A 24457-nucleotide genomic window follows, 5' to 3' on the forward strand; every position below is an offset into this window, starting at 1 on the left:
ACGGCCAGCGGCACGGCCCGCTGGACAGCGGGACGCCCGGGTCGGCCGCCCCCCTCGCGGCGGCCGACCCGGGCGCCGGAACCGTGCAGCGCGCGGCTGCGTCCCCCGGCTCCGATCCACGGCAACGAAGACGGAAGCTCCGATTGCCAGCTAATCTCGCTGTGCCAGAATATGCTGGCCGAAGTGGACGGCTGTCAAATCCGCCGCCGGTCGAGTCGGCGGGCGGTGCGAGCCGCGGCCCGGTACGGGCCGCGGGGGAGGGGGACGGGCGTGACCGGACCGGAGGAGACGGGCGAGCGGGCACCGGGCGCCGCCCCCACGCTGGGCGAACGGCTGCACACCCTGCGCACCTCGGTGCACCCCGCCGACCGGAGCCCCTACACCCTGGAGGAGGTCTCGGAGGGCATCCGGCGCCGGGGCGAGACGGTGTCCGCGGCCTACCTGCACCAGATGGAGACCGGGAAGCGGCCGAACCCGTCGCTGCAGAAGCTCGAGGCGATCGTCGCCTTCTACGGCGTCACGCTCGCCTACCTGTTCAACGACCGGGTCGCGCAGGAGGTCGACGAGGAGATCGCCCTGCTGCAGGCGATCCGGGACCACGGTGTCAAGGACATCGCCATGCGGGCGCTCGACCTGGATCCGGAGTACCGGCAGTCGATCTCCCGGATCATCCGCGAGATGGGCGACCTGCAGCAGCGCAGCGGCCACCCGGGCCGCCGCCGACGGCGCGGCGACGGCTGATCGGTGAGAGCATCCGGATCGGACGGCGGGACGGCCTCGACGCGGCACGCGTACTGCACGCGGCTCGCGGCACGGGCGGCCGACGACGGTGGACGAGGGACGGAGAGGCGGCAGGTGCGCTACCCGGAGCTGCGCAGGCGTTGCGCCGGCCTGGTCGACCGGCTGGACAGGGACATCGGCGGCATCCCCCGGCCGTTCGACCTGGATCTGCTGCTCGACCGGTTCGAGGCCCACCGGGGGCGCCCGATCGACCTGCATCCCACGCACGTCACCAGCAGCGGCCCGTGCGGGCTGTGGCTGCGCCAGGACGGCCGGGACGTGATCGTGCACGCCGCCAACACCAGCACCGTGCACCAGACACACATCGTCCTGCACGAGATCGGCCACATGGTGTGCGAGCACCGTGGCGCGTGCGATGTCGCGCTCGGCTCGCTCGCGGACCTCGGGCTGCCGGTGGGCTCCCGGCTCGCCGGGCACATGCTGGGCCGCTCGACCTACAGCAGCGACGAGGAGCAGGAGGCGGAGATGGTGGGGACCCTGATCCGGCTCGCCGCCGCCCCGTCCGACGACCTGATCGACTCCGGCCGGGTCCCGCACGGCGAGTCCGGGCTGTACCGGCGGATCGCCGACGTCTTCGGGTAGCGCGCCGCGATGGTGAGCGCCGTCTTCCTGCTGGTCGCCGCCCTCTGTGCCGGCACCTGCGTGCCGCGGCAGCAGTCCTGGCGGGCCCGCGGGCGGGACGGGGTCACGCCGCTGCTGCCGGCGCTGGTCGCGCTCGGGTGCGCGTTCGTCGTCATCGCCCCGGCGACCCAGCAGGTCGCGAGCGCGGTCGTCCCGGGGGTGGGGCGGTTGCTGTCGAACTGCTGCACCCTGGTGGCCGCGTACGGCTTCTCGCAGATGCTCGGGTACCTGCACGGCCGCGACGATCCGGCGCCCGGCGGGCAGCGGGCCGGGCGCGGGACGGTGGCGCTGGTCGCGGTGCTGGCCGTCCTGGTCGTCACGTTCTTCCTGGGCGACCGGTCGGATGCGGCGATCGGGTTGTTCGACTACCGCGACGCCCCGGCCCTGACCACCTACGTCGTGGTGTACGCGCTCTTCCTCACGCTGACCCTGGTCCGGATGCTGCTGCTGGCGGGCCGGGCCGTCACCCGGACCCGGCACCGGCTGCGGATCGGCATGCTCGTCGTCGCCGCCGGGTGCGTGTTCGGCCTCGCCTACTCGACGTCGAAGATCTCCACCACGGTCCTGGCCTACGCCGGTGCCGGCGGCGGGGCGGACCGGTACTGCGCGGGACCGTTCAGCCGGCTCGACTGCACGCTCGACATCGGGTTCCCGGCGCTGTCGGTCGGCCTGATCGTGCTCGGTCTCGGAGTTCCGTTCCTGCTCAGCGCCCCGGGTGAGCTGCGCCACCGGATCACCGACGCCCGCCTGGCCCGATCGCTGCGCCCGCTGTGGCACGCGATGTACGCGGCGGTCCCGCAGATCGCGCTGACCTCACCCGGCGCCGTGCGCGGCAGCGTCCCCCGGCACGACGCCGCGCTGCGGCTCTACCGGCGCACCGTCGAGGTCCGGGACGGCGGGTTGATCCTGCAGCCGTACCGCAGCCGCGACGACACCGACGAGCACGCCCGCCGTGCCCGGGCCGCCGGGCTGTCCGGGGCGCACGCCCGGGTCGCCGTCGAGGCCGCCGACCTCGCCACGGCGATCGAGCGCTACCGGCACGAGACCCCGGCCGTTCGCCCGCCGGCGCCGCCGGAAGCCGCCGGGCACACCGACGACGTGCGGGAGGAGGCGCGCTGGCTGGCCCGGGTGTCCGAGGCGCTCGCCCGGCACGACATCGAGCCGTTGCCCGGCGGCGTCGCGCGCTGACAGCCGGTGATCACCCGGCATGTGCACCCCGCTGCTACCGTCCGGCTGGTCCGAACGATGAGGGGACGCGAACCGTGACGAAGGCGGCCGAGCGGCCGCGGCGGCGTCCGGCGCTCGACGACGTGGCCGCCGCCGGGGTCTCCCGGGCGATGGTCTCGATCGTGCTGCGGGGCACCCCGGTCCCGGGAGGGGCGCCGACCGCGACCTCGCACTCCTCGCGGTTGCCTACGGCGACCGTGACAGAACGGCGGAAGGGGTACCGGGCCGCGATGCGTGCCGCCGGGTCGGCCGACCGGGTGGTGCCCGGTGAGCACGGCGAGGTCGGCGGCGCCCGCGCGGCCGGGATCCTGCTGGACCGCCCGGAGCTGCCCACCGCCGTCGCGGTGTTCAACGACCGGTGCGCCGTTGGCCTGCTCGACGCGCTGAGCCGAGCCCCGCGAGGTCGTGCTCGCACCCCGCCTCGTACCCCGGCGCCCGACGGCGCCCCGCGAGCGGACGGGCCGGCTCCCGGTACCCGGTGATCACGGATCCGGAAGGGATTCGGTCATCCCCGGCCGCCCTGCTTCCGGATCCGTGATCAGGCGTTCGCTTCCGTCAATCCGGACGTGGGGTGGCGGGCGCCTGTGCAGGGTCGGGGGATGGATCTGGACCGGGTGCTGCGGGACCAGGACGGGGTCCTGACCGTCGCGCAGGCGGTGGCCTGCGGGGTCTCGGCCCGGACGGTGCACCGGTGGGTCGTGGCCGGCCGGTGGTCCGCGCCGTTCCCGGGGGTGCTCCTCGCCGGCGGGCACCGTTACGGGTTCGCGGCGAGGAGCCGCGGGGCCTGGTTGTGGGCGGGACCGTCGGCCCTGGTGTCCGGTCCCGCGGCGGCGTGGTGGCACCGCATGCTCGACAGCCCGCCGCCGATGGTCGGGATCACGGTCCCGCGGGCGGTGGTGCGACGCCCGCGATCGGGTGTCCGCGTCCGGCGCCGGGACGTCGCGTGGGTCGATCGCTCGGTGGTGCGCGGGATCGCGCTCACCGCGCGGCCGCTGACCGCGCTGGAGACGGCGATCGCGATCGAGGACGGGGCGGCGTTCCTCGACCGTGTCCTGCAGCGGTGGGTCACGTTCGAGGCGCTGCACGCCGCCTGGTGCCGGATGAGCGGTGCGACCGGAGCCACCGCCGCCCGGACCCTGCTCGTCGCGGCCGGGGACCGGGCGGCGTTGCAGGCCGAACGGCGACTGGTCCGGCTGCTGCGCGACGCCGGCATCACCGGCTGGGTCCGCGGCTACGAGCTCGGCCCGTACGAGCTCGACCTCGCGTTCCCCGAGCAGCGGGTCGCCATCGAGTTCGACGGCTGGGCGTGGCACAGCGACGTCGAGCGCTTCCGCCGGGACCGCCGCAAGGGCAACGACCTCGTGACCGCGGGCTGGACGCTGCTGCGCGTCACCTGGCACGAGCTCGACACCGCACCGGCCCGCGTCGTCGCCCAGATCCGGCACACCCTGCGCCTGGCCGGCTGATCACGGATCCGGAAGCGATCCGGCCGCCCGTGGCCGTCCTGGTTCCCGATCCGTGATCACCGGAGCGGTGGTGCGGCGGACGACGAGCTGCAGGGCCAGGACCTGCTCCACCGGGGCGCCGCCCGGGGTGTCGAGCAGGCCGATCGCGCGCCGGTCGTTGGCCGCGACCACGGCGGTCGGCAGGTCGGGGCCGTCCAGCAGCGTCCGGGAGGCCGCGATCCCGGCCTCCTCGTCGTAGGCACCGGGCAGTACCCGGGTCCGGTCCGCGAGCCCGGCCGCCGCCATCGCCGCGAGGTAGCCGTCCCGGCGGATCGCGGCGTTCGGCCCGGACCCGCCGTCGACGTGCACGATCTCCCGGTGCCCGGCCCCCGACCAGGTGCTCGACGGCCTGCCGGACCCCTCGAGCCGCGCTCCGGGACCGGTCAGAGCGGCAGCACCGCGCGCTGAGCCCAGCCGCTGTCGGTCAGCTCGACCAGCACGGCCGCCGCCGGCTCCGTCTCCACCGGCAGGAACCCTTCGGCCAGCGCGGCGATCCGGGCGCCCTCGTCGGGGTCGGTGCCGGAGGCCGGGCCGGTGCCGGGGCCGGTGTCGGTGTCGGGGCCCGGGGCGAGTGCGAGCGTCAGGTGCGGTGCCGGTTCGGGCCCGAACCGGCCGCCGTAGGGCGGGCACTCCGGCCACTGCGCGATGAACGACCGGGTGAGCGCGGCCACCGGCGCGGCCGGCACCGGGGCGAGGAACACCATCGACGGGCCGGCCTCGACGTGGTCGAACCGGAGCCGGAGCGGACCGGTGCCGGCGCACAGCTCACGGCACCGTCCGACGGTCTGCTCGGTCAGCTGCTCCGCGGGGAGGAACGGGTAGAGCACGGTCAGGTGCGCGGGGACCCCCGGCCGGACGGCCTCCGGCCGGTGTGCGGCCACCGCCCGCAGCAGCGGGTCCAGGCCCGGCACGGGAACGACGACGGCGGTCCGACCGGGTTGTGCCACCTCCCGATCATGGCATTCGCGAGGGACGGTTGTCCCCGCTCACCATCCGGGCCTGCTCGCCATCCGGGCCGGCACGCACTACGGTGGCCGCGCTCCGCGACCCCCGGTGCGGAGCCACGTCGGATCCCCGCGCTGCCCCGGCGCAGGGATCCGGTCATCCGGCCACCCGGGCGACACCCCGCCCCGCCCCGGCCGGCAGAAGGAGGATCACGACGTGCACCGCACCGACGGGCACCCCGGGCCCGGCCCCGCCGAGGCGCAGGACCGGGCCTACTGGCTGCTGGAACCCGGCCGCGGCGCGATCCGGCCGGTCGCGCTGCCCGCGCCCGGCCCGGACGACGTGCTGGTCCGGACCCTCTGGTCGGGGGTCAGCCGGGGCACCGAGGCGCTGGTGCACCGCGGCGGCGTGCCCGCCGGGCAGCACGCGGTGATGCGGGCCCCGTACCAGGAGGGCGAGTTCCCCGGCCCGGTCAAGTACGGCTACCTCAACGTCGGCGTGGTCGAGCAGGGACCGGCCGGGCTGCGCGGACACACCGTGTTCTGCCTGTACCCGCACCAGACCCGCTACGTCGTGCCGGCTGCCTCCGTGCTGCCGGTGCCGCCCGGGGTGCCCGCGGAGCGGGCCGTGCTGGCCGGAACGGTGGAGACCGCGGTGAACGCGCTCTGGGACCTCGCGCCGCTGGTCGGGGACCGGCTCTCGGTCGTCGGTGCCGGGGCGGTCGGGTGCTGTGTCGCCGCGGTCGCCGCCCGGATCCCGGGGGTGCGGGTCGAGCTGGTCGACGTCGAGCCGTCCCGGGCCGCTGTGGCCGAGCGGCTCGGCGCCGCGTTCGCGCTGCCCGTGGACGCCACCGGCGGCCGCGACCACGTGGTGCACACCAGCGCGACGGCGGCCGGGCTGACCCGCGCGCTGGACCTGCTCGCCGACGACGGCCGGGTGCTGGAGTTGAGCTGGTACGGCGACCGTCCGGTGACGGTGGAGCTCGGCGGGGACTTCCACTCCCGCCGGTTGGGGGTCCACGGCAGCCAGGTGGGGGCCGTGGCGGCGGCCAGACGGGCCAGCCGCACGCACGCCGACCGGCTGGGACTGGCCCTGGAGCTCCTCGCCGATCCGGCGTTCGACACACTCATCACGCGAGATGTCCGGTTCGACGACCTGCCGGCCGAGCTGTCCCGGATCGCGGCCGGTCCCGAACCGGACGAGCTCGGTACCCGGGTCTGCTACACCTGATGGCAGGGAGTTGCGTGTTCCACATCACCGTCCGCGACCACTTCATGATCGCCCACAGCTTCCGCGGGGAGGTGTTCGGCCCGGCCCGGCGGCTGCACGGCGCCACCTACGTCGTGGACGCCACGTTCCGCCGCCCGGAGCTCGACGCCGACGGCATCGTCATCGACATCGGGCTGGCGACCCGGGAGCTGAAGGAGGTGCTGGACGGGCTGGACTACCGCAACCTCGACGACGAGGAGGCCTTCGCCGGCGTCAACACCTCGACCGAGTACCTGGCCCGGGTGGTCGCCGACCGGCTCGCCGACCGGGTGCACGCCGGCCGGCTCGGCGCCGGCGCCCGCGGACTGAGCGGGCTGGCGGTGGAGCTGCACGAGTCGCACGTGGCCCGGGCCGGCTACGAGCGGGACCTGTGAGACGTCGCCACCCCGGGACCCTGCACCTGCTGGTGCCCGCCGACGCCGACGACCCGCGGTGGCCCAGCGGCGGCAATGCTTACGACCGCCGGATCACCGACGGCCTGGCCGCGTCCGGCCGTCCGGTGCGCTGGACACCGCTGCCCGGCGGCTGGCCGGCGCCGGACCCGGCGGCCCGCGCGGCCCTGGACCGGGTGCTGGCCGCGGTGCCCGACGGCGGCATCGTGCTGGCGGACGGGCTCGTGGTGTGCGGGGTCCCGGAGGTCGTCGCCGGGCACGCGGCCCGGCTCGACCTGGTGGTGCTGGTGCACCTGCCGCTGGCCGACGAGACCGGCGCCGACCCGGTCTCCGACGACGCCGAACGGGCCGTGCTCCGCGCCGCCCGCGGCGTGGTCGCCACCAGCCCGTGGACGGCGTCGACGCTGGTGGCGCGGCACGGGCTGGACCCGGCGCGGATCACCGTAGCCGAGCCCGGGGTCGCCCCGGCGCCGCTCGCGCCCGGCAGCGGCGGGGCCGGCGGGCTGCTCAGCGTCGGATCGCTGACCCCGCGCAAGGGCCACGACGTGCTGGTCGCGGCGCTGGCCGGGCTGACCGACCTGGACTGGACCTGGACGCTCGTCGGCCCGTCCGGCCGGACCCCGGCGCACGCCGATGCGGTGCGGGCCGCGGCCCCGCCGGGGCGGATGCGGTTCGCGGGTGCGCGGCACGGGGCGGAGCTTGACGCCGCGTACGCGGCCGCGGACCTGCTGGTGCTGCCGTCCCGGGCCGAGCCGTACGGGATGGTCGTCACCGAGGCGCTGGCCCGGGGGATCCCGGTGCTGGCCTCAGACGTCGGGGGGGTGCGGTCGGCCCTCGGGGCCGCCGCGGTGCCGGAGCTGCTCGTGCCCGCCGCACCCGGTGAGCCGGCGCCGCAGCCGGCGGTCGATGCGCTCGCCGCGGCCCTGCGGCGCTGGCTCACCGACCCGGATCTGCGTGACCGGGCCCGTGCCCGCGCCCGGGACCGCCGCGCCGAGCTGCCCGGCTGGGACGCCACCTGCCGCGCGCTGGACACCGCGCTCACCGCGCGAGGACGGGTGGGTACGCCGTGAGCGGGCCGGGGTCACCGGTAGCGCTCGCCGACTGGCTGGCACTGCGCGAGCCGGCCGACGCCGAGGCCCGCTGCACCGAACTCGCGGTCTCGGCCGGCGTCCATCTCGCCGCCGTGTACCCGCCGGAGGCCCGGGCCGCCGTGGACCGGCCGGAGGCCCGAGCCGCCGCGGACCGGCCGGAGGTCCGAGCCGGCGCGGACGGTCCGGTGGTCCGGGATCTCGGCGCGGGGACCGGCTCGATGGCGCGCTGGCTGTCCCCACTGCTGCCGGGACCGGTGCGGTGGGTGCTCCAGGACGCCGACCCGGCCGTGCTGGCTCGCGCCGCGGTACCGGGCGCGCGCACGGTAGCGGCCGGGGTCGGCGACCTCACCGCCGCCGACCTCGCCGGGACGTCGCTGGTCACCGCCTCGGCGTTGCTCGACCTGCTCACGACCACCGAGATCGACGCCCTGGTCGCGGCGTGCGCCGGGGCGGGCTGCCCGGCGCTGCTCACGCTGACCGTCACCGGCGGCGTCCGGATCGACCCGCCGGACCCGCTCGACGATGCCGTCGCCGCCGCGTTCGACGCCCACCAGCGCCGCGACCATCAGTGCAGGGACACCGCGGGGTCCTCCCGGCTCGGCCCGGACGCGGCCGGGCACGCGGCGACCGCCTTCGGTGCGCACGGCACGGTGCACAGCCGGCCCAGCCCGTGGCGGCTCGGCCCGGGGCATCCGGAGCTGACCGCCGAGTGGCTGCGTGGCCGGGTCGCCGCGGCCGCCGAGCAGAACTCCGGGCTCCCGGCGGCGAGCTACCTGGACCGGCGGCTCCGGGCCCTGGACGACGGCCGGATCACCGCCGAGGTCGGGCACGCGGACCTGCTGTTCCTGCCCGCCGGGGGCCGGTCGTGAGCGCGGCGCTGCGGGTGCTGGCCGCGGCCGCGGTCCTCGCCCTGCTGGGCGGCGGGCTGGGCACCGGCGCGGTGCTCGACGCCCTGGGTGCCGTCGGGCCCGGCACGGTGCTCGCCGCGCTCGGCCTCGGCCTGCTCGGCACCGGGGCGATGGCCGCCCGCTGGTGGCTCGTCGCCCGGCGGATCGGTGCACCGCTGGGTACCGGCGCCGCGGTCGCGGACCTCTACCGGGCGCAGCTGCTCAATGCGGTGCTCCCGGCCGGCGTGCTCGGCGACGTCCACCGGGCGGCCCGGCACGCGGGTGCCGGCGGGCCTGCGGGATTGCGTGCGGTGGTCCTGGAGCGGGTGTCCGGCCAGTCGGTGGTGGTGCTGACGTGCGCGGCGCTGGCGGCCGCCCCGGCCGCACCGGGGCCGACAGGCGTGCTGGTCGCGGTCGCGCTCGTCGCGCCGGTGCTCGCCTGGACTCGGCCATCGGCACGGGCGTGGACCCGGGTGTCCGGGTTCGGAGAACGCGGGGTGCCGGTGTTCGCCGGGACCCGGGCTTCGGGGGTGGCCGGGGCCGGTCCGCCGCCGATCCCGCGGGGTCCGCGGGTCCTGAGGGTATCGAGGGAGGTGTGGGTCCCGAGGGAGGCACCGCCACGGCGTCCCGGGCGCGGCCGGCACGTCCGCCCGGCCGGTGCGCGGTGCCGGAGGGCGGCACGGTCCTGGCTCGCCGACGTGCGTACCGTCCTCGGTTCGCGCCGGACCGGGCCCGCGGTCGTCGCGCTGTCGGTGGCCGGGCTCGGCTGCCACCTGGGGATGTTCGTGCTGGCGGCCCGGACCGCCGGCGTCGGTGTCCCGCTCGGGACGCTGCTGCCGCTGCTGGCCGCCGGGCTGCTCGCGATGAGCGTGCCGATCGGCGTCGGCGGGTGGGGGCCGCGGGAGGGGGCCACCGCGGGTGCGTTCGCCGCGGCCGGGCTGGACCCCGCGGCGGGCCTGGCGGCGGCCGTGGTGTTCGGCGCGCTCGCCCTGACGTCCAGCCTGCCCGGGGCCGTCCTGCTGTGTCGCGCCCCGGCCCGGGGGCGGGCCCCGGACCCGATACAGGCGCTGCCGACCCCCGACCGGGTCCCGGCCACCGCCGAGGGGAGGGCCGCATGACCGATGGATCGCCCGGTGCGATCGCCGACGCCCTGCTCGGGCCCACCCGGCCCGGTCCCGACCGGCCGTTCGTGCTGCTCAAGTACGCCCAGACGCTCGACGGCCGGATCGCGGCCACCGGCGGCGACTCGAAGTGGATCAGCGGGGACGCCGAGCGGGCCGTCACCCACGCCCTCCGCGCCCGCTGCGACGCGATCATGGTCGGGGTGGGGACGGTGCTCAGCGACGACCCCCGGCTCACCGTGCGCGCGGTCCCCGGGCCGTCGCCGCGCCGGGTGGTGCTCGACTCGTCGCTGCGGACCCCGCCGGACGCGGCGCTGCTCGACGGTGACCCGGAGACCCTGCTGATCAGTACCGAGTGGAGCGCCGGCGGAGCGAGCATCAGCACCGATCCGGGCCCGGGGGGCGGGCAGGCCCGGCTGGAGCGCCCCGGCGTCGCGATCCGCCGGGTCCCGGCCGGGTCGGGCGGGGTGGACCTGCCGTCGGCGTTGCGGGAGCTGCGCGCCGCAGGCGTGCGCAGCGTGCTGGTCGAGGGCGGCTCCCGGGTGCTCACCGGGCTGCTCGCGCAGCGGCTGGTCGACCGGGTCGTGGTGGCGATCGCGCCGCGGATCCTCGGGGCCGGGATCGACGCCGTCGGGGAGCTCGGGCACCGCCGGATCGCCGACGGGATCGCCCTGCACCGGACCTGCGTGCACGTCGTGGGCGGGGACGTGCTGATCGGTGGGGACGTCGGCTGAGAGCCTCGAGTGCGGCCCCGGGTTTGGAAACCGATCATCCGGGGATCCTGGGCCCGTGGGGATGCGCGAGTGGCTCGACGCCTGGCCGGTCCGTCGGCAGCTGACCGGGGACGACCCGCTCGGCCGCGGCGCGGCGGCCCGGTCGTCGGGCACCGAGGAGAAGGTCGCCCGCACCGAGCAGGCCGACGGCGTCACCAAGTCGATCTGCCCGTTCTGCGCGGTCGGCTGCGGCCAGGACGTCTACACCGAGAACGGCAGGGTCACCCATGTCGAGGGCGACCCGGACTCGCCGATCAGCCGCGGCCGGCTGTGCCCGAAGGGGTCGTCGACGCTGTCGCTGGTCACCTCCCCGCAGCGCGCCACCACGATCCGCTACCGGCGCCCGCACGGCACCGAGTGGGAGGATCTGGACCTCGACACCGCGCTGGACATGATCACCGACCGGGTGCTGGAGACCCGGCGCCGGACCTGGCAGGACGTCGACGACGAAGGCCGGCACCTGCACCGCACCCTCGGCATCGCGAGCCTCGGAGGAGCGACCCTCGACAACGAGGAGAACTACCTCATGAAGAAGCTCTACACCGCGATGGGCGCGGTCCAGGTGGAGAACCAGGCCCGCATTTGACACTCCTCCACGGTTCCCGGTCTGGGAGCCTCGTTCGGCCGTGGTGGGGCCACCAACTACCAGCAGGATCTCGTCAACTCCGACTGCATCGTCATCCAGGGCTCGAACATGGCCGAGGCGCACCCGGTGGGCTTCCAGTGGGTCATGGAGGCGAAGAAGCGGGGCGCGACGGTGATCCACGTCGACCCGCGGTTCACCCGCACGTCCGCGGTCGCGGACGTGCACGTCCCGATCCGGGCGGGCAGTGACATCGCGTTCCTCGGCGGGCTCATCCGGTACGTGCTGGAGAACGACCTCTGGTTCGACGAGTACGTGCGCGCCTACACGAACGCGCCGATGATCGTCTCCGGGGACTTCGCGGACACCGAGGACCTGGCCGGTGTGTTCTCCGGTTACGACCCGGAGACCGGCAGCTACGACGTCACCACCTGGCAGTACGAGGGGGCCGAGGTCGAGTCGGCGGCCGGCTTCCGGGACGAGCGCGCCATGGTCCAGGAACACGAACGCGGCGAGATCGCCGGGTCCGGCGGGGCGCCGTTCACCGGAACCCCGACCCGCGACGACACGCTGCAGGACCCGAACTGCGTGTTCCAGGTGCTGCGCCGGCACTACGCCCGCTACACCCCGGAACTGGTGCAGCAGGTCTGCGGGATCGAGCCGGGGACGTTCGCCCGGGTCGCCGAGGCGCTGACGTCGAACTCGGGCCGGGACCGGACCGCGGCGTTCTGCTACGCCGTGGGCTGGACCCACCACACGGTGGGGGTGCAGTACATCCGCGCGGCGTCGATCCTGCAGGCGCTGCTGGGCAACATCGGCCGCCCCGGCGGCGGGATCCTCGCGCTGCGCGGGCACGCCTCGATCCAGGGCTCCACCGACATCCCGACGCTGTTCGACCTGCTGCCCGGCTACATCCCGATGCCGCACGCGCACCGGGAGCAGGACCTCGAGATGTTCGTCGAGCACAACTCGGGCCGCAAGGGCTACTGGGCCGAGATGGACACCTACCTGGTCAGCCTGCTGAAGTCCTGGTTCGGTGAGGCCGCGACGGCCGAGAACGACTTCTGCTTCGACCACCTGCCCCGGCTCGACGGCGACCACTCGTCGTTCCCCACGGTGATGGCCCAGGCCCGCGGCGAGGTGCCCGGCTACTTCGTGGTCGGGGAGAACCCGGCCGTCGGGACGGCGAACTCGAAGCAGCAGCGGCTCGGGCTCGCGGGCCTGGAGTGGCTGGTCGTCCGGGACCTCAACATGATCGAGACCGCGACGTTCTGGAAGGACGGCCCGGAGATCGAGACGGGCGAGCTGCGCACCGCCGACATCGGCACCGAGGTGTTCTTCCTGCCCGCGGCGAACCACACCGAGAAGGACGGCACGTTCACCAACACCCAGCGGCTGCTGCAGTGGCACCACAAGGCCGTCGAGCCGCCCGGGGACTGCCGCAGCGACCTGTGGTTCTACTACGAGCTCGGGAAGCGGCTGAAGGCCCGCGTCGCGGACTCGACCGACCCGTACGACCGGCCGTTGCAGGACCTGACCTGGGACTACCCGACCGAGACCGGCGCCACCGGGATCGTCGAGCCGAGCGCGGACGCGGTGCTGCGCGAGATCAACGGCACCGACGCGCAGGGCCGGGCGTTGAGCTCCTACACCCAGATGCGGGCCGACGGCTCGACCCGCGCCGGCTGCTGGATCTACTGCGGGGTCTACGCCGACGAGGTGAACCAGTCGATGCGCCGGCGGCCCGGCTCCGAGCAGGACCTGCCAGCACACGAGTGGGGCTGGGCGTGGCCGGCGAACCGGCGGGTGCTCTATAACCGGGCCTCCGCCGACCCGGACGGCAACCCGTGGAGCGAGCGAAAGAAGCTCGTCTGGTGGGACGGCGAGCGCTGGACCGGCGGCGACGTCCCGGACTTCCCGGTGGGCACCGCGCCCGGCTACCGGCCGGAGTCCGAGACCGAGGGCGTCGACTCGATCGGCGGGGACGAGCCGTTCATCATGCAGGGCGACGGCCGGGCCTGGCTCTACGCGCCGGCCGGGCTGCTCGACGGCCCGATGCCCACGCACTACGAGCCGCAGGAGTCCCCGGTCGGCAACGTGCTGCACCCGCAGCAGCGGGCGAACCCGGCGGCGCAGCTCTTTTACCGGCCGGACAACCGTTACCACACGCCCGGCGGTACCGCCTTCCCGTACGTGTTCACGACGTTCCGGGTCACCGAGCACCACACGGCGGGCGGGATGAGCCGCTGGACCCCGCACCTGAACGAGCTGGTCCCGGAGATGTTCCTGGAGGTCTCCCCGGAGCTGGCCGCCGAGCGCGGCCTGACCCACCGGGACTGGGCGCACGTCGTCACCGCGCGCTCGGCGATCGAGGGCCGGGTGCTGGTCACCGAGCGGGCGACGCCGCTGCGGGTCGCTGATCCGGCGGGCGGTACCCGGGTGATCCACCAGATCGGGGTGCCCTGGCACTGGGGTGAGAACGGGCTCTCCACCGGGGACTCCGCCAACGAGTTGCTGTCGGTGGCGCTGGACCCCAACGTGCACATCATGGAGACCAAGGCCGCGACCTGTGACATCCGGCCCGGGCGGCGCCCGCGCGGACCGGACCTGGTCACCTTCCTCGCCGACCGCCGGCGCGCCGCCGGCATGGAGGACTGAATGGGCAACTCGCTGTCCGGTCCGCTCGCGGACCCGAGCGCGGACGCCGGGTACCCGGACGACCACCCGCCGCGGGTCGGCTTCTTCACCGACACCAGCGTCTGTATCGGCTGCAAGGCCTGCGAGGTCGCCTGCAAGGAGTGGAACGCGCTGCCCGCCGACGGGGTGACCGACCACGGCGCCGGCGGGGACGTGTTGTCGATGACCGGGATGTCCTACGACAACACCGGCGGCCTGGGTGCCTCGACCTACCGGCACGTCGCGTTCGTCGAGCAGCGGGTCCCGGCGACCCGGTCCGCGACGACCGACCTCGGGATGCCGTCGATGGACCTGCCCGGCTCGGCCGGGTCCGGCGAGGACCGGGCGGACGCCACCGAGGTGCGCTGGCTGATGTCCTCGGACGTCTGCAAGCACTGCACACACGCCGCCTGCCTGGACGTCTGCCCGACCGGGTCGCTGATCCGCACCGAGCACGGCACCGTGCTGGTGCAGGAGGACATCTGCAACGGCTGCGGCTACTGCATCCCGGCCTGCCCGTACGGGGTGATCGACCAGCGCAAGGGCGACGGCAGGGCGTTCAAGTGCACGATGTGCCAGGACCGGCTCGGCGCCGGCATGGCACCGGCCTGCGCGACCGCCTGCCCGACCGAGTCGATCCAGTTCGGACCGCTGGACGAGCTGCGGGCCCGGGCCGACGAGCGGCTGGCCACGCTGCAGGGCCAGGGGGTGAGCGAGGCCCGGCTCTACGGCGACGACCCGGACGACGGCGTCGGCGGGGACGGAGCGTTCTTCCTGCTGCTCGACGAGCCCGAGGTCTACGGCCTGCCGCCGGACCCGGTCGTGACGACCCGGGACCTGCCCTCGATGTGGCGGCACGCCGGCGCCGCGGCGCTGACCGTGGCAGCGACCGTCGGTGCCGCGTTCCTGGGAGCGCGCCGGTGACCGCCCTTCCGGAATCGAGCCGGACCGAGCGGCGGCGCCGCAAAGGTGGCAGCGGCGAGCGCCTGATGGTGCCCGACACCGACTTCGCGAGCTATCACGATCGGCCCATCATCAAGCCGCCGGTGTGGAAGACCCCGGACGTCCCGGCCTACCTCTACCTCGGCGGGACGGCCGGGGTGGCGGCCGCGCTGGCCGCGCTCGGTGACCTCACCGGCCGGTCCGGGTTGTGTCGCAGCAGCCGGCTGGTGGCGGCGGGCGGCGCGGTCAGCAGCGTCGGGTTCCTGATCCACGACCTGGGCCGCCCGGAGCGGTTCCTGAACATGATGCGGGTGGTCAAGGTGACCTCGCCGCTGTCGGTCGGCTCCTGGATCCTCGCCCCGTTCGGCACCGCGACCGGCCTGGCCGCGGCGTCCGAGGTGACCGGGCTGCTGCCCGGGGCCGGGCGGGCGGCCGGGATCGCCGGGGGCGTCCTCGGCCCGGCGATGACCACCTACACCGCCGTGCTGCTGGCCGACACCGCGGTGCCCGGCTGGCACGAGGCCTACCGGGAGCTGCCGTTCGTGTTCGCCGGGTCGGCGCTCGCCGCGGGCGGCGGGTCGGCGCTGCTCACCGGGCACGGCGACGGCCCGGCCCGCCGGGTCGCGGTGGCCGGGGCGGCGCTGGAGCTGGCGGCGAGCCGGCGGCTGGAGACCTCGATCGGGATGAGCGCGCACGCCTACCGGACCGGGCGGGCCGGGCGGTTGCTGCGCGCGGCCCGGGCCGCGACCGTCGCCGGTGCCGCGGCCGCGCTGGCCGGCCCGGTCGCCGACGCCGTCCGCCGCCGCGCACCGCGCCGCCGCCGGGCGCTGGACGCGGTCGCCGGGCTGCTGCTCAACGCGGGCTCGGCGACGACCCGGTGGGGCGTGTTCGACGCCGGGATGGCCACCGCGCGCGACCCGGCCTACACCGTCGTCCCGCAGCGCGAGCGGCTGCGCCGGCGTGAGGCGGCCGCGGGGGAGTGACGGACCGGGACGCCTGCCCGAAGCGGATGGAGTTCGGGCCGTGCGGCGGGGTGCGCGACGACCTGATCTGCGAGCTGGGCACCGTGCCCTGCCCGTTCACGGCCGGGCCGGTCGTGCCGTGGACCGGCCCGCCCGGACACCCGGTGCTGCCCGGTGCGTTCGACGGCGGCGGGCCGGTGGTGCTCACCGACCTGACCTCACCGCCCTACGACGCCCGGGCGCTGGAGCGGGTCGTGGACACAATGAGCGGGACCTGCGACGCGCTGCTGGTCGGCCAGCACCACGACCAGCCGGACTTCCCGCCGACCATGCTGGCGGTGCTGGTGCGGGAGGCCGGCGGGCGGCCGTGGATCACCCTGACCTGCCGGGACCGGAACCGGGTGGTGCTCGAGCAGGACGTCGCGGGGCTCGCCGCGGCGGGCGCGGACGCCGTGTTCTGCGTGACCGGTGACGCCCGCGGACCCGCCGTGCGCCCGGAGGTCACCCAGGTGTTCGACCTGGACGGCCCGCGGCTGGCCGGGCTGGCCGCCGGGGCCGGTCTGGCGGCCGTCGTGCCGGAGTCGCCCGGCGCCGCGCCCCGCGAGATGCGGCCGGCCCGGCTGGCCGAGAAGCAGCGGGCCGGGGCGGGTGCGGCGGTGCTCAACCACGCGGGCCCGCCCGCCGCGGTCGCGGAGTTAGTGGCCGCGGCCCGGGCGTGCGGGGCGACCCTGCCGGTGCTGGCCGGGGTCGCGGTGTTCACCGACGAGCCGGGCGCGCGGACCCTGCAGGCATTCCCCGGACTGGACCTCGACGGGGACGTGGTGGAGCGGGTGCTCACCGCGGCGGACCCGGTGGAGGCGGGTATCGCGGCCGCCGTCGACGAGGCGGTGGCGCTGCTCGCGATCGACGGCGTGGCCGGTGTGAACCTGTCCGGGCGTGGCACCACCGGCGACGACGACACCGCCGCCGCCATCAAGGCCGAGATCGGGCGGCGGATCCGGGACCGGGTCGGGCGTAGAACGGCGCATGCGGGGTAGCCGTGGCCGTGAGCGAGGACGTACCGGAGCGGATGGAGCTGGAGTTCGACACCGTGGCCCGGTGGACCCGCGATGCGGTGGCCGAGCTCGGGCCGGAGCACGCCGTCCCGGCCGCGTGCCGGGGCAGCGCCAGCCCGGCCGGGCTGGACTGGCTGGTCCGGGCCTGCGGGCTGCGGGACGGGACCCGGCTGGCCGACGTCGGCGGCGGGGTCGGCGGGCCGGCCGCCTACGCCCGCGCGTCCGCCGGGGCCGTCCCGGTCGTCGTCGACCCGATGCCGGACGCCTGCGCGGCGGCCACCGGCATGCTCGGCGTTCCCGCGGTCGTCGGCGACGGCGCGCGGTTGCCGCTGGCCACCGGGTCGGTGCCGGTGTGCTGGTGCCTGGGGGTGCTGTGCACCGTCGAGGACAAGGCGGCGCTGCTCGACGAGCTGCACCGGGTGCTGGCCCCGGGCGGCGCGCTGGGGCTGCTTGTGTTCACCGCGGACACCGAGCGGCCGGCCGGGGCGCCGGACGGGAACCACTTCCCGACCGCCGCCCGGACCCGCACGCTACTGGCCGGGTCCGGGTTCGACCTGGTGCGCGAGCGGACGACGGGCACGCTCCCGCCGGCTCCCGCCGACTGGCAGGAGAAGATCGCCGAGGTGGAGGGGGTGCTCACCCGCGTGCACGGCGACGACCCCCGGTTCGCCGCTGCCGAGGACCAGTCGGCCCGGATCGGGCGGCTGATCGGCGACGGGACCGTCGTCGGGTACCTCATGCACGCCACCGCGCGCTGACCGGTTCGGCGTTCGGCTCACCCCGCGACGACCTCGAACCCGACCGGGACCACGTCCCCGGCGACCGCGCGGTGCCGTCGCGGGGCGCTCGGCAGGACCGCGAGCAGCGGGGGCCGGGGCAGCGCGGCGTCGGTCAGCACCCGGCCGGCCCGGCTCAGGGCCCGGTGCACGAACCGGTCCGAGCGTGCGGAGGGGCCGTGCACCGACAGCACCACCCGCTGGCGGACGACGTCGTCGACCGGCACGGCGATCGACCAGGTCAGGACCAGCCCGTCGGTGCGGCGGTCGACCGGACGGCGGTCGTAGGCCGTGCGCGGGTGGATGGTGGCGTGCGCGAACCCGAGCCGGGCGAGGTCGTCGTCCTCGGCGAGCAGCAGGAATGCCACGTCCCGGGCGAGCTCATCGGCGGGCAGCGTCGTCGTCATGGGGCCTCCTCGTTCGCCGTGCTCGCGTACGACGCTAGGGAGGTCCGGGCCAGCCACCCGCCAACCGCGGGTTAGCGGACGGTAAGGAGGTCAGGGGCCGCCCGAGCCCGCCGGCAGCAGCAGCGTCACCACGGACGGCGCGCGGCGCGCGGTGAGCCGCCCGCCTTCGGCCTCGGCGAGCCGGCGCGCCAGTGCGACACCCATCCCACCGGCGCCGTCGGACCCGGCCAGCGTGCCGTCGGCCGGTCCCGGGCCCTCGTCGGTCACGTCCAGCGCGATCGCGTCCGGCCCGGCCTCCCGGACCGCGAGCGCCACCGCGCCGGCGCCGTGCCGGTGCGCGTTGTCCAGCAGCACCCCGACGATCTGGCGGACCGCGGCCGCCGAGGCCTGCGGGGCGGGCAGGTTCGCCGGGCGGGTGGTGCGGAACGACCGGCCGTCCCGGGCCAGCCGGTCGGTCCACTCGGCCTCGGCCTCGGCGAGCAGCCGGTCCAGGACGACCGGGTCGGACCGGGTGCGCCGCTCGCGGGCCAGTTCCAGCAACTCGTCGATGGTGCGTTCCAGCCGGTCGACCGAGGCCAGCCCGTCCTCGACGGTCGCGGCCGTCAACCGGTCCGGGCGTTCCAGCGCGGACTCCAGCCGCAGCCGCAGCCCGGCCAGCGGAGTCCGGAGCTGGTGCGAGGCCTCGGCGGAGAACGCCCGTTCGCGGGCCAGGAGGTCGTCGAGCCGGCGTGCGGTGTCCCCGATCGCGGTGCCGACGAGATCGACCTCCCGGATCCCGGACGGCGTGGGCCGCACCCCGAAGTCGCCGTCGCCGAGCCGTCCGGCGTCGGCGGCGATCCGCTCCAGCGGCTGGGAGAGTCGCCGCGCCAGGCGCCGTGCGAGCAGCCACACGGCGAGCAGCACGACCGCGGCGAGCCCGGCGGTGCCCAGCTGGAGCGGCAGCAGCCGGGCGGCGAGCGCGCCCGGCGGCGACGCGACGCGCACGACCCCGACGAGGTCGTCGTCGGAGTCGGTCACCGGCGCGGCCACCACCAGGTCCTCGCGTGGGACGGACGGCAACCCGCGGTTCAGCGTGCGCTCCACCGGCTCGTCGGCGTGGACGGGGCCGTCGCCGAGCACCCGGTCACCGTCGTCGTCGTAGATCCCGACGAGCGCGGCGCCGGATCCGGCGGGCAGGGTCACCGGGGTGCGGTGCTCCTCCAGGTCGTCGCGCACCGAGCGGGCCGTGAAGTCGGCGAGGCGCTGCAGCGAGTCGTGCTCGCCGGTGGTGACGAACGCGGTCAGCCCGACCGCCAGCGGCGCACCGAACAGCACCACCGCGACGGTCGCCGCGAGCAGCGCCAGCCCGACGATCCGGGACCGCATCAGTCCTCCGGAGCCGGTGGCGGCTCGAGCCGGTAGCCGTGCCCGCGCAACGTGGTGATCACCGGGACCCGGCTCCCGGGGTGCTCGGCGAGGTGCCGGCGGATCGCGGCGACGTGCACGTCGAGGGTCTTGGTCGAACCGAACCAGTGCTCGTCCCAGACGTCGGCCATCAGCACCTCCCGGCGCAGCGCGACGCCCGGGTCGCGGGCGAGGCGGGCCAGCAGGTCGAACTCCCGAGCGCGCAGCGCCAGCTCGGCTCCGGCGACGGTCACCCGTCGGCTCGCGGTGTCCACCTGCAGGTCACCGATCTCGAGCCGGGACGCCTGCGACCCGTCGTGCCCGGCCCGCCGCAGGTGCGCGCGCACCCGGGCTAGCAGCTCGGTGAGCCGGACCGGCTTCGTCAGGTAGTCGTCGGCGCCGGCCTCCAGCCCGAGCACGACGTCCATCTCCGCGGCGCGCGCGGTCAGGACGACCAGCACCGCCTCCGGGCGGTGCTGCCGTATCCGCCGGCAGACCTCGAGGCCGTCCAGGTCGGGCAGGCCGAGATCGACCAACGCCAGGTCGACGTCGTCCTGCGCGGCGGCGTCCAGCGCGCCGGCCCCGTCCCGGACCCAGCGGGTGACGTAACCGCGGTCGGTGAGGCTGGCGTGCAGGACGTCGCCGATCGTGCGGTCGTCCTCGACCAGCAGGACGTGCGGCGCGGCTCCGGGCACGCCCGCCATTGTGGTCCCCGGACCGGTCCGCATGTGCCGGGAAATTCGTGCACCGCTCATGCCACCCTCGCGTAGTCGGATTGTCGTCGTGGTCGTTGCTGGGGGTCGATCCAGCGGGGTGGGACGAACTCCGGGAGCCCGTCGCGGATCCGCACGATCCAGGCCGAGTGGTGCAGCAGCCGGTGGTGGACCTTGCAGAGCATCACGCAGTTGGCCAGCGAGGTCTCACCCCATAGTTCCCACGGCACGATGTGGTGGACCTCGCACCAGGACGGGGGCCGGTCGCAGCCTGGATGGGCGCATCCACGGTCGCGGGCGGTGACCGCCCGCCGGATCCCCTCCGGAACGGTGCGGGTGGCCCGTCCGATGTCGAGGGGCTGGCCGGCGCCGTCCAGCACGATCGGCACGACCGCCGCGTCACAGGCCAGCATCCGCAGGCTCTGCGGGGTGCACTGCCCGCCGAAGTCCAGTATCGCGCCACGGGCCCGGCGCTGCAGGTCCTCCAGCCCGATCAGTACCGAGATCACCGGACGCCGCCCGCCGGTCTCGGGCAGCCGGCCGTCGTCGAGGCTGTTCGCGCAGACCTCGGCCAGCGCCTCGGCCTGCCGCTCCTCCGGTGAGCGGTCGTCGGTGGCGGTGCGGGGCGCGGCGAGTGCGTCGACCGCGGTCGCGATCGCGTCGAACAGGACCGGATCGTCGAACCGGCCCCGCAACGTGCCCCCGGAACCATCCCGGTGCGGGACGACTTTCAGGGTGTTGCGTTGTGGTGGCGGGGTGTCGTCGGGGGCCGGGCCGTCCTCGTCGAGGGCGTCGATCAGCCGGGTCGCCCAGGTGTGCAGCTCGGCCGGGGTGAACACGCACGCGTGTTCGGCGATCTCGGCCTCCGCGCCGGCGAGCCGCTCCGGATCGACCCGCCGCGCGGCATGGCTACCGAGCACGGTGGCGATCACGTGCACGTGCCGCAACCCGATCCGGCCCTCGGCGAAGCGCTGCGCGGTCGCCGGCAACACGGCCGGCAACTCGGTGCCGTCCAGGGCGATGCGCGGGTGCACCTGCTCGGCGACCACGGTGCGGCGGCGAGCCTCGGCCCGGTCCCAGTTCAACAGGTCGGCCAACGCCAGAGCCGGGTTGCGGTAGCCGCGCTCGGCGAAGGCACCGTCGCGGTCCAAGGACGCGACCGTGGACACCGTGACCCGGTCCAGCCGGCGCACCGCACCCTCGCACACGGTCAGCACCGACAGCCGCTCGTCGGCGGTCGCGCCGGGACCGGCGGCCCCGTCCAGCGCAGCGACCGCCTCGACGAGCAGGCGGTGCGCGGCGGCCAGCCGGTCGGTGGACATACACCCATCGTACTCGAACTAGTGTTCGAGTGCGGGTTCGTCGTCGCAGGTCACCGACCGTTCGGCGCGCCATCAACGCCATCCATGGTCAGCGGCACCAGGACTGTCCGATCTCCGCCCCACGGTCCTGTTGCGCCGTTGACCGTGACGCCGGGTGCCGGACGCCTCAAGTGCCGGTCGCTCCTGGCCGGCCCGCTGATGGCGGGCGGTCCTGGACCGAGGGGGTCCGGGCCCGTCGTCGTCGCAGGCCGACGATCGTTCGGCGACGTGCACACTGGAGCCGAGCCCGCCCCACCCGGAGGACCCGTGATCGTCACGTTCGACCTGTTCAGTGCCCTGACCGACTCCCGCGCCGGTGCGTCGGCGGCGTTCGCCGGGATCGCCGCCGAGCGCGGCTGGAGCCTCACCGGCGAGGAGCTCTACGACGTCTGGGACCGGCACAACAAGCAGGCCCAGCGCACCGCCCGGGCCGACCGCTGGGTCTCGTTCCGCGCGCTGTCCCGGCACGCGCTCGCCGCCGCGTACGCCGAACTCGGCCTGGGCGCCGATCCCTACGCCGACCTGAACCGGGTACAGGACGTCGCGAGCTGGCCACTGTGGCCCGACGTCGCCGACGGCGTGCGGGCCGTCGCGCAGCGGGCCCGGGTCGGCATCCTGTCCAACGTGGACGACGACTTGGCCGCAGCGACCCGGGCGTACCGGCTGGTCGAGCCGGATCTGGTGCTCACCTCGCAACGGCTGGGCGCCTACAAGCCGCACCCGGAGATCTACCAGCGGGCCCGCGAGCACGCGGGGGAGCTGGTGCACGTCGCGGCGTCCGCCCGGGACGTCCGGGGCGCGCTGGACGCCGGCATCGCCACCGTCCGCCTCGTCCGGCCCGGGCACCGGCTCGATCCCGCCGGGCCGGTCCCGGACGTCGAGGTGTCCGATGCCCGGGACCTCCCGGCCGCGCTCGACCGGCTCGGCTGACCGGGATCAGGACCCTGTCCAGCTCGGCGGGTGTCCCGCACCGAACGCCGCGACCGCGTCACGGAAGTCCCGCGAGCCGTAGACCCGGGACACCACCGCCTCCTCGTCGACCCCGGGGCGCAGCAGCTCCTTGGTGGCCCACTGGGTCAGCGGCGCGTTCGCGGTGAGCCGGCCGAGCAGCTCCGCCAGGCCGTCGTCGAGGTCGTCGACCACCCGGTGCAGGAACCCGGGCACCCGCGCTGCCTCGTCGGTCTCCAGCAGCCGACCGGTCAGCATCAGGTCCCTGGTCAGCGGGGTGCCGAGGGCGTCGACCAGCAATGCGAGGGTATCCGCGGACAGGCAGTTGCCCAGCGTCCGGGCGATCGGCACGCCGAACCGGGACCCGGGGGTGGCGATCCGCAGGTCGGCCGCGCAGGCGATCCCCATCCCGCCGCCGACGCAGTATCCCTGCACGGCCACGACCGTCGGGACCGTCACCGCGCGGAACCGGTCGAGGATCTCGGTGACCCGGTGCTCGTAGCCGACGCCGTCGCGCCCGGAGGTGAAGGCGGCGAACTGGGAGATGTCGGTGCCGGCGACGAACGCCTTGCCGCCGTCACCGCGGACCACGAGCGCGCGGATCTCGTCGTCGGCGTCGGCCCGCTCGCACGCGGCCACCAAGGCGTCGTACATCGCCCAGGTCAGCGCGTTGTGCCGGTGGATTCGCCGGAAGGCGAGGGTCAGCACGCCGTCCCCGGCCCGGGTCTCGACGTCGGCGTCCGCGGTGTCGCTCACTGCGTCGTTCATGCGGTGGCCTCCGGACCGGCGAACTCGGCGAGCACGTCCGCGGTGGCGGCCCCCAGCGAGGGCCCGGCGTCCCCCCGGCGCACCGGTGTGCGGGAGAACCGCATCGGCGAGCCGAGCTGGCGGACCGGCCCGACCCGAGGATGGTCGGCGTCCCAGAAGAAGTCCCGCTCGCCGAGTACCGGGTCGGTGAACACGTCGTCGTAGCCGCCGATCAGGGCGCACGGGACACCGGCGCCGCGCAGCGCCGCGATCACCTCGGCGGAGGACGTCGTCGTGGTCACCTCCTCGATCCGCCGGATCAGCTCGACCCGGTTCGCCAGGCGGGCGGACGGGTCCGCGAAGTCCGGATCGGAGACCAGCTTCTCCAGGTCCAGCGCGGAACACAGCGCCGCCCACAACCGTGGGGTGTTCGCACCGACCGTCACGTACCCGTCGCCGGTGCGGATCGCCTGGTACGGCGCGTAACGCTGGTGCGCCGATCCCTGCCGGTGCGCCACCGCGCCGTCGCCGAACCACATCCCGGCCTCCCAGACCGCGAGCGAGACCCCGGACTCCAGCAGCGAGACGTCGATGTGCTGACCGAGCCCGGAACGGTCCCGCTCGCGCAGCGCCGCGGTAACGGCCAGCGCCACGTACAGCGCGGTGGTCAGGTCGCAGAGCGGCACCCCGACCTTGGCCGGCTCGCCGTCCGGGTCGCCGGTGACGCTCATCAGCCCGCTGGCGGCCTGGGCCATGATGTCCAGCCCGGGCCGGTCCGCGGCCGGGCCGTCCTGCCCCCACCCGGACGCCGACGCGACGACGAGGCCCGGGTTCCGCTCGCGCAGCGCGGCCTGGTCGAGACCCAGCCGGGCCATCGCACCGGGACGCATGTTCTCCACCACGACGTCGGCCCGGTCGGCCATCCGCAGGAACGCGTCGTGGTCGCGGGCCTGCTTGAGGTCCAGGACGACCGACTCCTTGTTCCGGTTCAGCCGCAGGAACGGGGAGCTCTCGCCGTCCACGAACGGACCGCTCGCGCGGGTCTGGTCGCCGCCGTCCGGCGGCTCCACCTTGATCACCCGGGCGCCGAGGTCGGCCAGCTGCATGGTCGCGAACGGCGCGGCCATGAACGCGCCGACCTCGAGCACGAGGATCCCGCTCAGTGGTGGTTCCTGGGTCATGCTGTGCCTACTCCCTGTCGTCGCTGGGGTCGTCGCTACCGGGGTCGTCGAGAACGGGCGCTATACGGTATACAGAAGTGGAGCGGAGAGG

General features: G+C 75.5%; 25 protein-coding genes. 17 read left to right on the plus strand and 8 right to left on the minus strand.

Features of this window, described 5'->3' with window-relative positions:
- Nucleotides 1–270: 270 nt before the first annotated feature.
- From ACLFMI_RS18625 to ACLFMI_RS18645, 5 genes are all read left to right on the plus strand, one after another.
- Nucleotides 271–741 carry a helix-turn-helix domain-containing protein gene (locus ACLFMI_RS18625; protein ID WP_410949167.1) on the plus strand — a complete coding sequence of 157 codons (471 nt, stop codon included), beginning with the start codon at nt 271–273 and terminating at the stop codon, nt 739–741.
- 114 nt (nt 742–855) lie between these two features.
- Entirely contained in the window at nt 856–1383 is a 528-nt protein-coding gene (locus ACLFMI_RS18630; protein WP_410949168.1) for a hypothetical protein, read from the plus strand.
- Nucleotides 1384–1392: 9 nt separating this feature from the next.
- The gene (locus ACLFMI_RS18635) at nt 1393–2610 is read left to right on the plus strand and encodes an MAB_1171c family putative transporter (protein ID WP_410949169.1); all 1218 of its coding nucleotides are present in this window, start codon (nt 1393–1395) and stop codon (nt 2608–2610) included.
- Nucleotides 2611–2684: 74 nt separating this feature from the next.
- Entirely contained in the window at nt 2685–3131 is a 447-nt protein-coding gene (locus ACLFMI_RS18640) for a type 1 periplasmic-binding domain-containing protein (RefSeq protein ID WP_410949170.1), read from the plus strand.
- A gap of 117 nt (nt 3132–3248) precedes the next feature.
- Nucleotides 3249–4115, plus strand: a complete 867-nt coding sequence (locus ACLFMI_RS18645) for a DUF559 domain-containing protein (protein ID WP_410949171.1) — start codon at nt 3249–3251, stop codon at nt 4113–4115.
- Here the strand turns inward: ACLFMI_RS18645 and ACLFMI_RS18650 are convergent, their stop codons facing one another.
- The gene (locus ACLFMI_RS18650) at nt 4116–4463 is read right to left on the minus strand and encodes a substrate-binding domain-containing protein (protein WP_410949172.1); all 348 of its coding nucleotides are present in this window, start codon (nt 4461–4463) and stop codon (nt 4116–4118) included.
- 74 nt (nt 4464–4537) lie between these two features.
- Nucleotides 4538–5101, minus strand: coding sequence for a 2'-5' RNA ligase family protein (locus tag ACLFMI_RS18655; protein ID WP_410949173.1), 564 nt, complete (start codon nt 5099–5101; stop codon nt 4538–4540).
- Between the two features lie 214 nt (nt 5102–5315).
- Here ACLFMI_RS18655 and ACLFMI_RS18660 point away from each other — a divergent pair, with 214 nt between their 5' ends.
- The 11 genes from ACLFMI_RS18660 to ACLFMI_RS18710 all read left to right on the plus strand — a co-directional run bounded on the left by ACLFMI_RS18660 (nt 5316) and on the right by ACLFMI_RS18710 (nt 17608).
- Nucleotides 5316–6329, plus strand: coding sequence for a zinc-dependent alcohol dehydrogenase (locus tag ACLFMI_RS18660; protein WP_410949174.1), 1014 nt, complete (start codon nt 5316–5318; stop codon nt 6327–6329).
- Nucleotides 6330–6343: 14 nt separating this feature from the next.
- On the plus strand, nt 6344–6742 hold the full coding sequence (locus tag ACLFMI_RS18665; RefSeq protein WP_410949252.1) for a 6-pyruvoyl trahydropterin synthase family protein: 399 nt from the start codon (nt 6344–6346) through the stop codon (nt 6740–6742).
- Entirely contained in the window at nt 6739–7830 is a 1092-nt protein-coding gene (locus ACLFMI_RS18670; RefSeq protein WP_410949175.1) for a glycosyltransferase family 4 protein, read from the plus strand. The genes ACLFMI_RS18665 and ACLFMI_RS18670 overlap by 4 nt, the downstream gene beginning before the upstream one ends.
- Complete coding sequence (locus tag ACLFMI_RS18675; RefSeq protein WP_410949176.1) at nt 7827–8720, plus strand: class I SAM-dependent methyltransferase; 894 nt, start codon at nt 7827–7829, stop codon at nt 8718–8720. The genes ACLFMI_RS18670 and ACLFMI_RS18675 overlap by 4 nt, the downstream gene beginning before the upstream one ends.
- Complete coding sequence (locus ACLFMI_RS18680) at nt 8717–9856, plus strand: lysylphosphatidylglycerol synthase domain-containing protein (RefSeq protein WP_410949177.1); 1140 nt, start codon at nt 8717–8719, stop codon at nt 9854–9856. Before ACLFMI_RS18675 ends, ACLFMI_RS18680 begins: the two co-directional genes overlap by 4 nt.
- Nucleotides 9853–10593 (plus strand): RibD family protein, encoded by a 741-nt coding sequence (locus ACLFMI_RS18685; protein ID WP_410949178.1) that lies wholly within the window; start codon nt 9853–9855, stop codon nt 10591–10593. Before ACLFMI_RS18680 ends, ACLFMI_RS18685 begins: the two co-directional genes overlap by 4 nt.
- Before the next feature lie 61 nt (nt 10594–10654).
- Complete coding sequence (gene fdh, locus ACLFMI_RS18690; RefSeq protein ID WP_410949253.1) at nt 10655–13873, plus strand: formate dehydrogenase; 3219 nt, start codon at nt 10655–10657, stop codon at nt 13871–13873.
- Nucleotides 13874–14815: a 4Fe-4S dicluster domain-containing protein gene (locus tag ACLFMI_RS18695; protein ID WP_410949179.1), complete on the plus strand. Its 942-nt coding sequence runs from the start codon at nt 13874–13876 to the stop codon at nt 14813–14815.
- Nucleotides 14812–15816, plus strand: coding sequence for an NrfD/PsrC family molybdoenzyme membrane anchor subunit (gene nrfD, locus ACLFMI_RS18700; protein WP_458788593.1), 1005 nt, complete (start codon nt 14812–14814; stop codon nt 15814–15816). The genes ACLFMI_RS18695 and nrfD overlap by 4 nt, the downstream gene beginning before the upstream one ends.
- Nucleotides 15813–16832: a methylenetetrahydrofolate reductase gene (locus ACLFMI_RS18705; protein WP_410949180.1), complete on the plus strand. Its 1020-nt coding sequence runs from the start codon at nt 15813–15815 to the stop codon at nt 16830–16832. Before nrfD ends, ACLFMI_RS18705 begins: the two co-directional genes overlap by 4 nt.
- 8 nt (nt 16833–16840) lie before the next feature.
- Nucleotides 16841–17608, plus strand: coding sequence for a methyltransferase domain-containing protein (locus ACLFMI_RS18710; protein WP_410949181.1), 768 nt, complete (start codon nt 16841–16843; stop codon nt 17606–17608).
- 17 nt (nt 17609–17625) lie between these two features.
- Here ACLFMI_RS18710 and ACLFMI_RS18715 read toward each other — a convergent pair whose 3' ends face one another.
- The 4 genes from ACLFMI_RS18715 to ACLFMI_RS18730 all read right to left on the minus strand — a co-directional run bounded on the left by ACLFMI_RS18715 (nt 17626) and on the right by ACLFMI_RS18730 (nt 21451).
- A complete protein-coding gene (locus tag ACLFMI_RS18715) occupies nt 17626–18033 on the minus strand; it encodes a hypothetical protein (protein ID WP_410949182.1) in 408 nt (135 codons plus the stop codon).
- A gap of 90 nt (nt 18034–18123) precedes the next feature.
- Complete coding sequence (locus ACLFMI_RS18720; protein WP_410949183.1) at nt 18124–19398, minus strand: sensor histidine kinase; 1275 nt, start codon at nt 19396–19398, stop codon at nt 18124–18126.
- A complete protein-coding gene (locus ACLFMI_RS18725; protein WP_410949184.1) occupies nt 19398–20111 on the minus strand; it encodes a response regulator transcription factor in 714 nt (237 codons plus the stop codon). Before ACLFMI_RS18725 ends, ACLFMI_RS18720 begins: the two co-directional genes overlap by 1 nt.
- A gap of 56 nt (nt 20112–20167) precedes the next feature.
- Nucleotides 20168–21451, minus strand: coding sequence for an HNH endonuclease signature motif containing protein (locus ACLFMI_RS18730; protein ID WP_410949185.1), 1284 nt, complete (start codon nt 21449–21451; stop codon nt 20168–20170).
- 306 nt (nt 21452–21757) lie between these two features.
- Here ACLFMI_RS18730 and ACLFMI_RS18735 point away from each other — a divergent pair, with 306 nt between their 5' ends.
- Nucleotides 21758–22420 (plus strand): HAD-IA family hydrolase, encoded by a 663-nt coding sequence (locus ACLFMI_RS18735; protein ID WP_410949186.1) that lies wholly within the window; start codon nt 21758–21760, stop codon nt 22418–22420.
- 6 nt (nt 22421–22426) lie between these two features.
- Here the strand turns inward: ACLFMI_RS18735 and ACLFMI_RS18740 are convergent, their stop codons facing one another.
- Complete coding sequence (locus ACLFMI_RS18740; RefSeq protein WP_410949187.1) at nt 22427–23206, minus strand: enoyl-CoA hydratase; 780 nt, start codon at nt 23204–23206, stop codon at nt 22427–22429.
- Complete coding sequence (locus ACLFMI_RS18745) at nt 23203–24366, minus strand: CaiB/BaiF CoA transferase family protein (protein ID WP_410949188.1); 1164 nt, start codon at nt 24364–24366, stop codon at nt 23203–23205. The genes ACLFMI_RS18740 and ACLFMI_RS18745 overlap by 4 nt, the downstream gene beginning before the upstream one ends.
- Between the last annotated feature and the right edge of the window lie 91 nt (nt 24367–24457).

This window comes from Pseudonocardia nantongensis (genome assembly GCF_046546495.1).
In the GTDB taxonomy this organism is placed as follows: Bacteria; Actinomycetota; Actinomycetes; order Mycobacteriales; family Pseudonocardiaceae; genus Pseudonocardia; species Pseudonocardia nantongensis.